General features: G+C 67.2%; 14 protein-coding genes. 5 read left to right on the top strand and 9 right to left on the bottom strand.

What is annotated here, in order from left to right; genetic code table 11:
• Positions 1 to 31 precede the first annotated feature (31 nt).
• The 3 genes from ACQY4Y_RS05400 to mbfA all read left to right on the top strand — a co-directional run bounded on the left by ACQY4Y_RS05400 (position 32) and on the right by mbfA (position 3496).
• Complete coding sequence (locus ACQY4Y_RS05400; protein ID WP_428489528.1) at positions 32 to 1117, top strand: LLM class flavin-dependent oxidoreductase; 1086 nt, start codon at positions 32 to 34, stop codon at positions 1115 to 1117.
• A gap of 14 nt (positions 1118 to 1131) precedes the next feature.
• Positions 1132 to 2460, top strand: a complete 1329-nt coding sequence (locus ACQY4Y_RS05395) for an aspartate aminotransferase family protein (protein ID WP_428489527.1) — start codon at positions 1132 to 1134, stop codon at positions 2458 to 2460.
• 79 nt (positions 2461 to 2539) lie between these two features.
• Complete coding sequence (gene mbfA / locus ACQY4Y_RS05390) at positions 2540 to 3496, top strand: iron exporter MbfA (RefSeq protein ID WP_428489526.1); 957 nt, start codon at positions 2540 to 2542, stop codon at positions 3494 to 3496.
• Positions 3497 to 3548: 52 nt separating this feature from the next.
• Here mbfA and ACQY4Y_RS05385 read toward each other — a convergent pair whose 3' ends face one another.
• The 5 genes from ACQY4Y_RS05385 to ACQY4Y_RS05365 form a co-directional block, all read right to left on the bottom strand.
• The gene (locus ACQY4Y_RS05385; RefSeq protein WP_428489525.1) at positions 3549 to 4385 is read right to left on the bottom strand and encodes an SDR family oxidoreductase; all 837 of its coding nucleotides are present in this window, start codon (positions 4383 to 4385) and stop codon (positions 3549 to 3551) included.
• A gap of 8 nt (positions 4386 to 4393) precedes the next feature.
• Positions 4394 to 5794 (bottom strand): dihydrolipoyl dehydrogenase family protein, encoded by a 1401-nt coding sequence (locus ACQY4Y_RS05380; protein WP_428489524.1) that lies wholly within the window; start codon positions 5792 to 5794, stop codon positions 4394 to 4396.
• 98 nt (positions 5795 to 5892) lie between these two features.
• Positions 5893 to 6747 (bottom strand): alpha/beta fold hydrolase, encoded by an 855-nt coding sequence (locus ACQY4Y_RS05375; RefSeq protein ID WP_428489523.1) that lies wholly within the window; start codon positions 6745 to 6747, stop codon positions 5893 to 5895.
• A 58-nt stretch (positions 6748 to 6805) separates the two neighbouring features.
• Complete coding sequence (locus ACQY4Y_RS05370) at positions 6806 to 6955, bottom strand: hypothetical protein (protein ID WP_428489522.1); 150 nt, start codon at positions 6953 to 6955, stop codon at positions 6806 to 6808.
• Positions 6952 to 7200, bottom strand: coding sequence for a hypothetical protein (locus ACQY4Y_RS05365; protein WP_428489521.1), 249 nt, complete (start codon positions 7198 to 7200; stop codon positions 6952 to 6954). The genes ACQY4Y_RS05370 and ACQY4Y_RS05365 overlap by 4 nt, the downstream gene beginning before the upstream one ends.
• A 141-nt stretch (positions 7201 to 7341) precedes the next feature.
• Between ACQY4Y_RS05365 and ACQY4Y_RS05360 the strand changes: the two genes are divergently transcribed.
• Positions 7342 to 7965, top strand: coding sequence for a CGNR zinc finger domain-containing protein (locus ACQY4Y_RS05360; protein ID WP_428489520.1), 624 nt, complete (start codon positions 7342 to 7344; stop codon positions 7963 to 7965).
• Positions 7966 to 7970: 5 nt separating this feature from the next.
• On the opposite strand, the gene ACQY4Y_RS05355 is transcribed toward ACQY4Y_RS05360, so the two are convergent.
• A complete protein-coding gene (locus tag ACQY4Y_RS05355) occupies positions 7971 to 8849 on the bottom strand; it encodes a polysaccharide deacetylase family protein (protein WP_428489519.1) in 879 nt (292 codons plus the stop codon).
• Between the two features lie 68 nt (positions 8850 to 8917).
• On the opposite strand from ACQY4Y_RS05355, the gene ACQY4Y_RS05350 reads away from it, so the two are divergent.
• The gene (locus ACQY4Y_RS05350) at positions 8918 to 10312 is read left to right on the top strand and encodes an amidase family protein (protein ID WP_428489518.1); all 1395 of its coding nucleotides are present in this window, start codon (positions 8918 to 8920) and stop codon (positions 10310 to 10312) included.
• A 173-nt stretch (positions 10313 to 10485) separates the two neighbouring features.
• Here ACQY4Y_RS05350 and ACQY4Y_RS05345 read toward each other — a convergent pair whose 3' ends face one another.
• The 3 genes from ACQY4Y_RS05345 to ACQY4Y_RS05335 all read right to left on the bottom strand — a co-directional run bounded on the left by ACQY4Y_RS05345 (position 10486) and on the right by ACQY4Y_RS05335 (position 13056).
• Complete coding sequence (locus ACQY4Y_RS05345) at positions 10486 to 11313, bottom strand: class III extradiol dioxygenase family protein (RefSeq protein ID WP_428489517.1); 828 nt, start codon at positions 11311 to 11313, stop codon at positions 10486 to 10488.
• A 2-nt stretch (positions 11314 to 11315) separates the two neighbouring features.
• A complete protein-coding gene (locus ACQY4Y_RS05340; protein ID WP_428489516.1) occupies positions 11316 to 11642 on the bottom strand; it encodes a hypothetical protein in 327 nt (108 codons plus the stop codon).
• Positions 11643 to 11790: 148 nt separating this feature from the next.
• Entirely contained in the window at positions 11791 to 13056 is a 1266-nt protein-coding gene (locus ACQY4Y_RS05335; protein WP_428489515.1) for an Hsp70 family protein, read from the bottom strand.
• Positions 13057 to 13180: the final 124 nt, after the last annotated feature.

Below are 13180 nucleotides of genomic sequence, written 5' to 3'. Positions count from 1 at the left end.
GTCAAGACCATGCCAGGACAGGAGGATTGAAGTGGAATTCGGGTATTTCTCGATGCCGTCACATCCACCGGAGCGCGCCTTGAAGACCGGCCTGGAATGGGACCTGCAAACCCTGCGCTGGCTCGACGAACTGGGTTATAGCGAAGCCTGGATCGGCGAGCATCACACCGCGCCGTGGGAGCCTAATCCGTCCCCCGACCTGCTGATCGCGCAGGCGCTGCTGCAGACCAAACGGCTGCGCATCGGGCCCGGCGGCTTTCTGCTGCCCTATCACCATCCCGCCGAACTGGCTAACCGGGTGGCGATGCTGGACCACATGTCGGACGGTCGGTTGATGTTTGGGGTCGCCGCCTCCGGCCTGCCAAGCGATTGGGCGATGTTCAATGTCGATGGCATGTCCGGCACCAACCGCGAGATGACGCGCGAGGCGCTCGATATCATCCTGCGGATGTGGAGCGACGAGCCGTCGTTCCAGTATCGCGGCAAGTTCTGGAACGTGGACAAGCCCGAACCGATGTTCGGCACTCTCAAGCCCCACCTCAAGCCGCTGCAGCGGCCGCACCCGCCGATCGGGGTGGCCGGGCTGTCGAAGAACTCGGACACGCTGAAGATGGCTGGCGAGCATGGCTTCCTGCCGCTCAGTCTGAACCTCAATCCGTCCTACGTCGCCACCCATTGGGCGGCGGTCGAGGAAGGCGCGAAACGCGCCGGCCGCACGCCGCACCGGCGCGACTGGCGCATGGTGCGCGAGGTGTTCGTGGCCGACACCGATGCCGAGGCGATGCGCCTTGCGGTCGGCGGCATGATGGGACGGATGATGCGGGAGTATTTTCTGCCGTTGCTGGCCCAGTTCGGCTTTCTGGAGTATCTGAAGCACGATCCCTCGGTGCCGGATTCCGATGTTACTCCGGAATATTGTGCCCGGCACAACTGGCTGGTCGGCTCGCCCGCCACGGTGGCGGAAAAGCTGGAACGGGTGTATCGCGACGTCGGCGGCTTCGGCAGCCTGCTGGTGTTCGGCTTCGACTACGCCGACAACCCGGGGGCTTGGCACAATTCGCTGCGGCTGCTGGCGCAGGAAGTGGCGCCCCGGGTCGAGCACCTGACCCCGCGGTAAACCGGCTGCGCCGCATGACCCATGTGCTGCACCGCTCCGGCGTCGTCCCGCCGATTGCCGTCGGCGGCGAGGGTCTGTTCATCCACACCGCTGACGGCCGCCGCGTCATCGATGCCTCCGGCGGCGCCGCCGTTGCCTGCCTGGGCCACGGCAATCGCCGCGTCGCCGACGCCATTGCCCGCCAGGCCGCCAACTTGGCCTATGCCCATACCGGCACGTTCGCCAGCCAGCCGGCCGAGGATCTGGCCGATATCCTCCTGCAAGACGAGCCCGGCGGGCTGACCCGAGCGTGGTTCTGCTCCTCGGGTTCCGAGGCCAACGAGGCGGCGATCAAGCTGGTTCGGCAATACTTCGTTGAGATCGGCCAGCCGCGCCGGGTGCGCACCATCGCCCGCCGCCAATCCTACCACGGCACCACGCTGGGCGCGCTGGCCGCGGGCGGCAACATGATGCGCCGCGGCCACTACGAACCGATGCTTAGCCAGACCCACAGCCTGGTCTCGCCGTGCTTTGCCTATCGGTTTCGTAACGAAGGCGAGACCGACGCACAATACCTCGACCGGCTTGCGGATGAACTGGAGGCCGAGTTCCAGCGCGTCGGGCCCGACACCGTGATGGCGTTCCTCGCCGAACCGGTGGTCGGCGCCACCACCGGCTGCGTTACCGCGCTACCGGGCTACTTCCAGCGCGTGCGCGGCATCTGCGATCGCCACGGCGCGCTGCTGATCCTCGATGAGGTGATGTGCGGCATGGGCCGCACCGGGTCGATGCACGCCTGGGAACAGGAGGCGGTCACTCCCGACATCGAGGTCATCGGCAAGGGCCTCGGCGGCGGCTACCAGCCGATCGGCGGCATCCTGATCGCCGATCGCATCGTGCGCGCCTTGGCCGACGGTTCGGGGGGCTTCCTGCACGGCCAGACCTACCAGGCCCACCCGGTCGCCTGCGCCGCCGCGCTGGAGGTGCAACGCATCATCCGCGACGACGATCTGATCGCCAACGTCCTCGCCATGGGGCAACGCCTGGAGACCGCGCTGCACGATCGCTTCGGCAACCACCGCCATGTCGGCGACATCCGTGGACGCGGCCTGTTCCGGGCGCTGGAGTTCGTCACCGACCGCGCCACCAAGGCGGTGTTCGACCCAGGCTTGAAGCTGCACGAACGGGTCAAGGCCGAGGCGATGGCGCGCGACCTCGCGACCTATCCGATGGGCGGCACGATCGACGGCCGGCAGGGCGACCATGTCGTCCTGGCGCCCCCCTACATCGCCACCGCAGGCGATATCGACACCATCGTGGCGCGCCTGGGTGATGCGGTGGACGCGGCGCTGGCCGACCTGTGAGCGACAGAATCTGAGAAGCATTCGCATCATTACGCTCCCCACTTGACGGCATCGCGATCTCCGCCACATTGCCGCCGTCATGCGCAATTTCTCAGAGCTGACCGAACGCGAAATCCTCGCCCTGGCGATCGCCAACGAGGAGGAGGATGGCCGCATCTATCTCGACATCGCCGAGGGACTGCGCGTCGACTATCCCGGCAGCGCCAACGTGTTCACCGAGATGGCCGGCGAGGAAGGCGAGCATCGCCACCGCCTGCTGGAAGTCTACCGGGCGAAATTCGGCGAACACATCCCGCTGATCCGGCGCCACGACGTGCGCGGTTTCGTCCAGCACAAGCCGGTCTGGCAGATGTATCCGATGAACCTGAAAGCGGTGCGCAACCTCGCCGAAAGCATGGAGACCGAGACCCAGGGCTTCTACCGCCGCGCCTCGGCGCGCAGCGAGGACGTCACCATCCGCAAGCTGCTGGGCGACCTGGCCGACGCCGAGGTCGAGCACGAGCACCGCGCCGACCAGTTGGTGGAGGAAAACCTGCCGGCCAACGTGCGCCGCGACGAGGATCTGCGTGCCCGCCAGTCCTTCGTGCTGCGGATCATCCAGCCCGGCCTCGCCGGCCTGATGGACGGTTCGGTGTCCACCCTGGCGCCGGTGTTTGCCGCCGCCTTCGCCTCCGGCCAGACCTGGGAGACGTTCCTGGTCGGCCTGGCCGCCTCGGTCGGCGCCGGCATCTCGATGGGCTTCGCCGAGGCGCTGTCCGACAACGGCAGCCTGACCGGGCGCGGCGCTCCGCTGATGCGGGGCGGCATCAGCGGCCTGATGACGGCGGCGGGCGGCATCGGCCACACCTTGCCGTTCCTGATCCCGAACTTCTGGACCGCGATGGTGGTGGCGATCGCGGTGGTGATCGTCGAACTGGCGGTGATTTCCTGGGTGCGCTGGAAATACATGGACACCCCGCCGCTGTCGGCGACGCTTCAGGTGGCGTTCGGCGGCGCGCTGGTGTTCGGCGTCGGCATCCTGATCGGCAGCAGTTGATCCAAGCGCCACTGCTTAGGCCAACCCAGGCGATCGCCCCACACCCCGCCGTCTAAACCGACTTCACCTCGCCGCCATCCATCCGCATCATCGCACCGGTCATCCATCGCGCGCCCGGAGAGACCAGGAACCCCATCAGCTCGGCGATCTCCTCCGGCTCACCATACCGCGCGATGCCAGCCTCCTTGGGGAACGTCTCGGTCGCCTCCTTCGCCGTCATGTGATGGATGTCCGCCCAGTGCGCCAGGTAGGAACGCCGCCGCCCGGTCATCACCGGACCCGGCAACACGCTGTTGACCTGCACGCCGTCGCTGATCCCGCGATCCGAAAACGCCTTGGCAAGCGCCACGATCGCCGCGTTGATCGTCCCCACGGCCGCATACGACGCTTTCGGGAAAAGCGCCGAGTTCCCCGACATGAACACCACGGCACCCTTGGCCGCCTTCAGCGCCGGCCACGCCGCGACCGTCAGCCGCCGCGCCCCGTGCAGCTTGAGGTTCATCCCAAGGTCCCACTGCGCGTCGGTCATCTCCAGCACGTCGACCTGCGGCACCGCGCCGGCGATGTTCAGCAGCGCATCGATGCGGCCGAACCTTCCCATGGTTTCATCGACCACCTTGCGCGCCGCCGCGACCTGCGACAGATCGAGGTCGATCACCAGCGGCTCAGCGCCAGCTTCCCGCACCGCGGCAGCCGTCTCATTCAGGTTCCGCCGATCGCGCGCGGCAAGCACGATCGCGCAAAGTCCTTGGCAAGGCGAATGGCACTCGCCCGCCCGATCCCCTGGCTGGCCCCTGTGATGATCGCAACCGGCTCCGGCATTGGCTGTCTCCTTTGTTGGTTCGGCGTGATCCCGCTCGGCACGCGCACCAGGCAGCCGGGCAAGCACCGTCAGCGTCAGGCCCGAGGCCTCGGCGGCACCCCGGTAAGCAGCGGACCAAGACCCTCGGCGATCGTCAGATGCGCGATGACCGCATCGCGCAACTTGGGGTACGGCAACCCAGCCAGCATCGCGGTCTGCACCGCCGCCATCACCTCACCGGCCTCCGACCCGATCATGGTGAAGCCCAGGATGCGGTCGTCGTCGGCGGCGACGACAACCTTCATGAACCCCTCGGTCTCCCCGGTCGCCTGGGTGCGCAGCACCTTGGCCATCGGCAGTGCCGCCACCCGTGCCGCGACGTTGCGCCGCTGCGCCTCGCCTTCCGACAGGCCGACGCGAGCGAGCGGCGGATCAGTGAACATCACATGCGGGATCAGCCGATCGTCCGTCCTGCGGTTGCCGCCCTCCATGTTGTCCCGCACGATCCTCGAATCGTCGACGGAAACATGCGTGAACTGCGGGCTGCCGGCGCATTCGCCGATCGCCCAGACGTTCGCGGCCGAGGTCTCCAGTCGTTCGTTCACCCGGATGAAGCCGCGCTCGTCCAGCACGATTTCGGCCACGTCGGCACCGATGTCGGCGGTGTTTGCGACGCGCCCCGTCGCCACCAGAAGATCGCTGCCCTCGATCCTGCGTTCCCCGGCGGAGCCGCGCACGGTCACTGTCACCGCGTCGCCGGAAAGCCCCTGCACACCGACCGGCCGCGCGCCCAACACGGTCTCGATACCCTCCGCGGCCAGGATCTCCTGCATCGCCCGCGCCACGTCGGCGTCCTCGCGCCCCATCAGTTGGCCGCCAGGCTCGAGGATCGTTACCCGGCTACCGAACCGGCGGTAGGCCTGCGCCAGCTCGATGCCGGTATAGCCGCCGCCCAGCACGATCAAATGGGTCAGCGGGTCGTCGAGCTCCAGCGCCTCGATGTGGGTAAGCGCGCGCGCCGCGTCGAGACCAGGGACATCGGGAATCGCTGCATGCGAGCCGACATTGACAACGACCGCCTCGCCGCTCAGCAGGCGGACACCGCCGTCATTCAGCGCGACTTCGATCGTGCTTGGGGCAACGAAGCGTCCGCTGCCCATGATCAACTCGGCGCCGCTCTCTTTGTAGGCGCTCAGGTGGAACGCGATCTCACGGTCCACCATGTCCTGCTTGCGGCGGCGCACCGTCCGCATGTCGATCCTGACCGCGTCGGTCAGCGTTCCGTAGCGCGCCGCGTTCCGCACCACGTGGGCGACGTGCGCGCTCCATAATTCGTTCTTCGAGGGCATGCAGGCGACGGCGGGGCAGGACCCCCCAACCCACCGCCGCTCGACAACGGCCACCTTCTTGCCCGCGCGCGCCCAATGCCAGGCGAGCAACTTGCCACCCTGTCCGCTGCCAAGGACCAGTGCTTCAAAGTGTTCCACCTCGGCCATTCGATCTTCCCTTATGTTTCGACTTTCCGGCGCGGCCAGAGACATCGGCCGAGACTGGAGTTTGCCTCAACGTTGGATTTCGGGTTCACGACGCTTGTCTAGGTGCCCAGGAACTCGCGGATCGCTGCGGCGATTTCGCCCGCATGCGTCTCCAGCGCAAAGTGGCCGGTATCGACGAAGCGCACAATCGCCTTGCGGATGTCGCGTTTGAAGGCCTCCGCGCCAGGCGGCAGGAAGAACGGATCGTTTCTTCCCCATACCGCAAGCAATCGCGGCTGATGCCCGCGGAAGTATTCCTGGAAGGTCGGATACAGCGCCACGTTGCTTCGGTAGTCGCGGAGCAGGTCCAGTTGCACCTCGTCGGCGCCCGGACGCCCCAGGTAGAAGTTGTCGAGCGACTGCCCATCCGGCGACACCGCCGTCTCGTCGCCCACCCCGAAAGTGTATTGGAAACGCGTGCTTTCGGGCTTCAGGAAATCACGCAGCGCATCGCGATTGGCCTGCGATGGGTCCTGCCAATAGGCTCGGATCGGACTCCAGGCATCACTCAGCCCTTCCTCATAGGCATTGCCGTTCTGCGAGATGATGGCGGTGATCCGGTCTGGGTGTTTGACGGCGATCCGAAAGCCCGCCGGCGCGCCGTAATCGAACACATAGACCGCGAAGCGTTTGATACCGATCACCTCGGTAAACCGGTCGATGACCTCCGCGATATGGTCAAAGGTATAGGCGAACGTAGTGCGCGGTGGCATGTCGGACTGACCGAAGCCCGGCAGATCAGGCGCGACCAGATGAAACCGGTCAGCGAGCAGCGGAATCAGGTCGCGGAACATATGCCCCGCACTCGGAAACCCATGCAGCAACAGAAGCACCGGCGCGTCCGCTGCCCCCGCCTCGCGATAGAAAATCTTCAATCCACCCACGTCGGCGGAACGATACCTGATTCCGGTCATGGCCCTTGCTCCTGAAATGTAACCCTCTTGGCAACTACGGAACGGTCATCGACAGCCATCAGCCGTCGGCGCTTTCCCTGACCGCATCCAGAATGATCTCGGCAACGGCGTCCGGAGCGGTCACCAACGGCGTGTGGTCGGCCGCGCACGACGTGATGCGCGCCTTCATCCGCTCCGCCATGAACCGCTGTGTCTGGGCACGGATCATGCGGTCTTCCTCCGCCAGCAGACACCAGCTGGCAAATCCCTCCGGCGCGGCACCCCCACCTTGAGGCCGATGCAACGGATTGCGATCGGACTTTGCACCGCCGCCAGCACCGCCGCGCCCTCGACATGCTCCAGGCTGCGACCGAGCGCCGCCACGTCGTCCGCCAGCGAGGTCAGCGGCAGCCGCGCGGCAACCGCCCTGACACCCTTGGCGCGCAGCAATCCGATCACCGTCCCATCGGCCATGCTCCGCTCTCCACCGAACGTCCGCCTAGTAACCAGTTTAGATAGCCTGAACAAGTTACGGACGGGGCGATCAGCTTGTCAACCGGCTACCAGCCAGTTACTTGCAGTTCTGAGATGATCGAGTCTCATGAGGTAGCCTGAATGGCCGCAAGCCGACCCCCCGCCATCTTCATCGCCGACGCCCCCGCCCTCGACTTCCTGAACTCGATCGCCACCCCAACCGACACGCAAATCGAGTGGATCGGCGACGGCGAAGGGCTCCTCGCGTGGCTCGTGCAAGCGCACCTCGCGCCCCCCGAACAAATCCGGCGCCTCCAGTCGCAAGCCATGCCCGGGGAACTCGACAGCGTCGCCGCTCAGGCCAGATCCTTGCGCGAGTGGTTCAGGGACTTCGTGTGCCAGCGCATGGGACGCCCGCTCGTCGCCGAAGACCTCGCCGCACTCGCACCGCTCAACCGCCTGCTCGGACGCGACGACCTGTTCAGCCAGATCGTCGCCCACGCACACGGCAATCTCGCCGTCGAGTTGCAGCCGGTGCGGCGCTGGCGCTCACCGGAATCGCTGCTCCTGCCGATCGGCGAGGCGCTCGGGAAATTCGTCTGCGAGGGGAATTTCTCCAACGTGAAGCAATGCGAGGGCGACCCCTGCACGCTACTGTTCGCCGACCACACACGTGCCCGAGCGCGCCGATGGTGCAGCATGGAAGTGTGTGGCAATCGCGCCAAGCAGGCGGCTCATCGGCTCCGGCAAAAGACCAAGCCCTGACCGGCTCAGCCCTTGCACCAGGTCGCCACCTGCGCATGCGTCGCGAACCAGCAGCCGCCCTTCGCCTTCATGTGCCCGATCAACCGGGCCAGCAGCGGCAGCCGCGACCGGTGGCCGGTGATGTGTGGATGCATGGTCAACAGGAACATGCCGCCCTCGTCCCAGGCGCCATCGAACTCGGCGGTGAAAATCTCCTCCACCGCCGAGGGCGGCGTGTAGGGACGCAGGCCAGAGAACCGCAGCATGTTGAAGTAGACCGCATCGTCGCGAATCCATTCCGGGGGCAGTTCGACAATGCCGGTCGGCTGGCCCTGGTCTTCCAGCTCATAAGGATCGTCGTCCGCCATCAGGCTGCTGTCGTACAGCAGTTTCATCTCGCGGATGATATCCAAGGTATTGACCGAAAAGTCCCAGCTCGCGGTGCGGATGCCCACCGGCTCAGTACCGCTGACCTTGGCCAGCGTTTCACGTGATCGCAGCGTCAGTTCGCGCTCCGCCTCCCTGGGCAATGACGTATTGACTTCGTGTATCCACGAATGGATGCCGATCTCGTGGCCGTCGGCGGCCACCGCGCGCACCTCTTCGGGGTGCAGCAGGGCCGAAACCGCGGGATAGAAGAACGTTGCCGGCACCGATTCGCGTTCCAGCAGCTTGCGGATCCTGGGCGTTGCCTGCCGGGCGCCATACTGGCCCTGGCTGATCCGCATCGGGCTGGCGTCGTTGTCGCGCAGCGGAATGGTCTCGTGATCGGCATCGAAGCTGATCGCCACCGCGCAGCGCGCTCCCTGCGGCCACGCTTGCGGCTTCAGGCTGCGCCCGGCGCGAGCGCGTCCGACCATCGTCCGCCAGGTCTGTTCCGGCCATTGCCACGGTTCGGTGCTCATGCGGGGTTCCCTCGATGCGCTGCGAACGTCATGCTGCACCCAGACCGCCGCATTGGAAAAGAGCCCCCATGCCCGACCTTGATCCCGCCCTGCTGACCGCTGAGGACATGCTTGCTGCCTACGCCCGACAGCAGCTCAGCCCGGTCGACGTGCTGCAGGCCATCACCGAACGCGTGGCTCGGCTGAACCCGCGGCTGAACGCCTTCGCGGTGATGAACCCCGGCGCGCTGCAGATGGCCGCCGACAGCGCCTCGCGCTGGCGCGCCGGCCGCCCGCTCGGCATCCTGGACGGCGTGCCGTGCACGGTGAAGGACCTGGTCGATCTCGCCGGCTTCCCGACCCGTCGCGGCAGCCGCACCAGCAGCGCCGACCCGGTGCCCGACGACGCGCCGATGGTGATGGGACTGAAGGCGGCGGGGGCAGTGATCCTGGGCAAGACCACCACCACCGAGTTCGGCTGGAAATCGCCCGGCGACTGTCCGCTGCACGGCATCACCCGCAACCCCTGGAATCCGGACCACACCACCGGAGGCTCGTCGTCCGGTGCCGCCGCCGCCGCAGCCGGCGGCTTCGGACCGCTGCATATCGGCACCGACGCCGGCGGGTCGGTGCGCATCCCGGCGGCCTGGTGCGGCCTGGTCGGGCTGAAGCCGACCTACGGGCGGATCCCGCAATGGCCGGCCAGCGCCTTCGCCGCCGTCTCGGTCGCCGGTCCGATCACCCGCAGTGTGCGCGACGCCGCGCTGATGCTCTCGGCAATGGCACGCGCCGACCTGCGCGATCCGTTCTGCCTGCCGGATGATCCCCGCGACTGGCGGGACGGGATCGAGGCCGGAGTCTCCGGCCTGACCGTAGGCGTGCTGAATAATCCCGGCTTCGACGCCCCGGTGGATGCCGATGGCATCGCCGCGGTGGAGCGGGCGGCGCAACTGCTGGCCGATGCCGGCGCCTATGTCGAACCGGCCGAGGCCAGTCTGCCCGATACCAGCGCGGTGTTCGCCCGCGTCTGGGGTGCGGCGCTGTCGCGCCTGGTGGCGGGCCTGCCGTCGCAGTTGGCCGGCCTGCTCGATTCCGGCATCCGCGAGGTCGCCGAAACCCTGGGCGGCATGACCGCGATCGAGTTCATGGACGCCGAGGCCACCCGCGCCGCCGCCGGCCACGCCATGGCCAGGCTGCACCAGCGCTACGACCTGGTGCTGTGCCCCACCGTACCGGCCGGGCCGCCGCTGGCCGACGCGCCGACCACCGATCCGGTGCGCGCGCTGTGGACCGAATGGGCGCCGTGGACGTTCACCTTCAACCTGACGCGCCAGCCGGCGATCTCGGTGCCGATGGGACCGCGCGGCGACGGATTACCGAACTCGGTGCAGATCGCGGCGGCGCAGTTCCGTGACGACCTGGTGCTGCGCGCGGCACGGGCGATCGAACTGGCGCAGCCGTTCGCGGTCGCCGATCTGGGTTGAGCATGATCGCAACTGCGAGCGCGATCGCTTTTGGTGGAATCACCAAAAGCGTGGATCGCCATCGCGAACAATGAGTTGCAGCGCACTATCGGTTCAACCTGAAGCCAGGCGCAACATTCAACCCGGGTAAGTGGCAGTGGAACAGCAGGCGCGCGGCGCAAGCCAGCGCGGTTTCAGGTCTCCAGCACCAGCAACCCGTAGCCGGTGGTCAGCGGCGCGGTATAGTTGCGGTGCACCCGCTTCACCCGATCGCCGAGCGCGCCGCGCATCGCCAGCCACATGATCATCTCGACGCCCTCGGTGCCGCCGCGCTGCATGTAGTCCTGGATCGACAGCGCCGACAGGCCGGCGGGATCGCTCTCCAGCCGGTCCATGAATTCGTGGTCCCATGCCTCGTTGTGCCGCCCGTAGGTGGCGCCGTGCAACTGATGCGTCAGCCCACCGGTGCCGAACACCACGATGCGCCTGCCACCCGGATAGGACTCGATCGCCCTGCGCAACGCCGCGCCCAGCCGGAACAGCCGCCGCGCCGTCGGGATCGGGTGCTGAATCACATTCACCGCCAGCGGCACCACCGGCACTTTCCAGTCGGTATCGGTCAGTAACGGCAGAAACGACAGGATGCCGTGATCGAGTGCCATCTCCTGGCAGATCGTCGGATCGAACTCGTCTTCCACCAGCGACCGAGCCAGATGCCAGGCAAAATCCGGGTCGCCCGCCAGGTCGGGCAAGGCCCGCTTGCCCCAGCCCTCGTCGGCTTGCGCGTGCACCGCGCCAACCCCCAGGGCAAATGTCGGGTAGGCATCGAAGAAGAACTGGTTCACGTGGTCGTTGTAAACGATCAGGAACAGGTCGGGCTGCACCTCATCCAGCCACCGTCGCGCCGGAACGTAGCCCTCGAACAACGGCGCCCACATCGGGTCCCGCTGCTGCCCCTTGTCCCAGGCCACCCCGATCGTCGGGGCGTGCGAGGTGCCGATGCCGCCGATTACCATCGCCATGGTCAGTGCCCCTTCGCCTGGAATTCCGCCAGTGTCATCCCCGCGGTATGGGCGCCGATCTGTGGCAGCGAGTGACCCACCGCGGCGCCGATCTTCAGCAGCAGGTAGATGCTGGCGCCATGCTGCATCAGCGCTTTCCAATCGCGCTGACCGACCAGCTCGATCTCTCGCTCATCGCAGCCCATCGCCCGCATATACCCGGCCTCATCGGCGATGAAGCTCGCGCGGGCGGCGTCCGAGCGCAGACTGGTGGCCATCTTGTTGAGATGGTAGCTGTTCGCCGATCGCTCGCCGGTGAAGACATGACAGCCGGCTATGACGTCGTCCAAAGCGGCCTCCCGATTTTATTGTCTGCCCGCGTTGTACAGTGCCGCGAAGTGCGCGGCAAACCGCTCGGCCCGGGCTGTCTGCGTCGGATTGCAAATCGCCGCCGCCGCACCAGTCCCGCTGCCACCAAAACCACGTTTCAGGCATCCACTATCCGATCGCGCCGCCCAACCTGTCGCGCCCGATCAGCGCCAGGCCCTCGGCTACCGAAACGAACTCGTCGCCCCCGGTGACAAGCGCATCCCCGAAGCGGGACGTGAACAGCCGGCGCACCGCCGGCACCAACGACGTGCCGCCGGTCAGGAACACCCGGTCGATCCGGTCCTGCCGCAGCCCCGCCTCGGCCAGCGCCAGGTCCACCGTGGCTGCGATCCGGGCGATATCGGGCGCGATCCAGTGCTCGAAGTCCGCCCTGGCGATCGTCTGCTCGATGGCGAAATCGGCGTGACGGAATCGCAGCACCGCCCGTTCGGCGCGCGACAGCTCCGCCTTCACCCCTGACACCGCGCGATACAGTTCATAGCCCAGCTCGTCGCGGATCAGCCGCAGCAGCGCGCCCAGGCGGTCGGGATGCTTCGCCGTCCTGGCCACCGCCTCGATATCACGCAACGTCTTCGGCGCGCGCATCAGCGACAGCCGGTGCCAGCGCGCGAAGCTGGAGTAATACTCCGGCGGCACCGGCAGATCGGTTCCGCCCGGGCGATACGTCGTGCCCTTACCGAGCCGCGGCGACACCACCTGATCCATGATCCGGAAATCGAACGTGTCCCCGGCGATGCCGATGCCGGCATGGCCCAGCGCGGTCACCGGGCGATTGCTGCCGGGCTCGAAACGCAGCACCGAGAAGTCGCTGGTGCCGCCACCGAAATCACCGATCAGCACGGTGGCCGCCGTGGTCAGGCCGCGAGCGAAACGATACCCCGCGGCCTCCGGCTCCAGCGCGGTGTGAACCTCCGCCCATCCGGCGGCGGCATAGGACGCGCGCAGCCGCTGCTCGCCGAGCGAGTCGTCCGGCGTTTCGCCGGCGAACCGCACCGGGCGGCCGGCGACCAGCATCGCGTCGTGCGGCCTCGGCAGGATCGCCGCCAGGAACAGACCGATCAGCCCATCCAGGGCGAACGTGCGGCCGAACACCCTGGTCTCGCTGAAGCTGCGCTGCGCCAGGTAGCTCTTCAGCGACATCATCAGCCGGCTGTCCAGCGGATCGTCCAGATACGCCTCGATCGCCGCCGGCCCGATGGCGTGGCGCAGCACGATGCGGTCCCGCGCGCCGTCGTTCCAGAAGCACAGCACCGAGCGGATGACCTCGACCTCGGTGCTGCCGAATGGGTGCCGCACGGTTTCCACCGACCCGTCGGTGCGCACTGCGGTGACGACACTGTTGGTCGTGCCGAAATCAACGCCGATCACCGTCATGTCCATGGCCCACCGCGAAAACGGCCGCTTCCGACCACAGCCGCGCGCGCCGCGCAAGCACCAAGCGCCTTCGAACTCTCTGGCGCGCCCCGCTTACCTCGGCCATACTGCGCCGCAATCCAGG

This window comes from Rhodopila sp., assembly GCF_965277165.1.
Lineage (GTDB): Bacteria > Pseudomonadota > Alphaproteobacteria > Acetobacterales > Acetobacteraceae > Rhodopila.
This window is presented reverse-complemented; position numbering and strand designations above follow the sequence as displayed.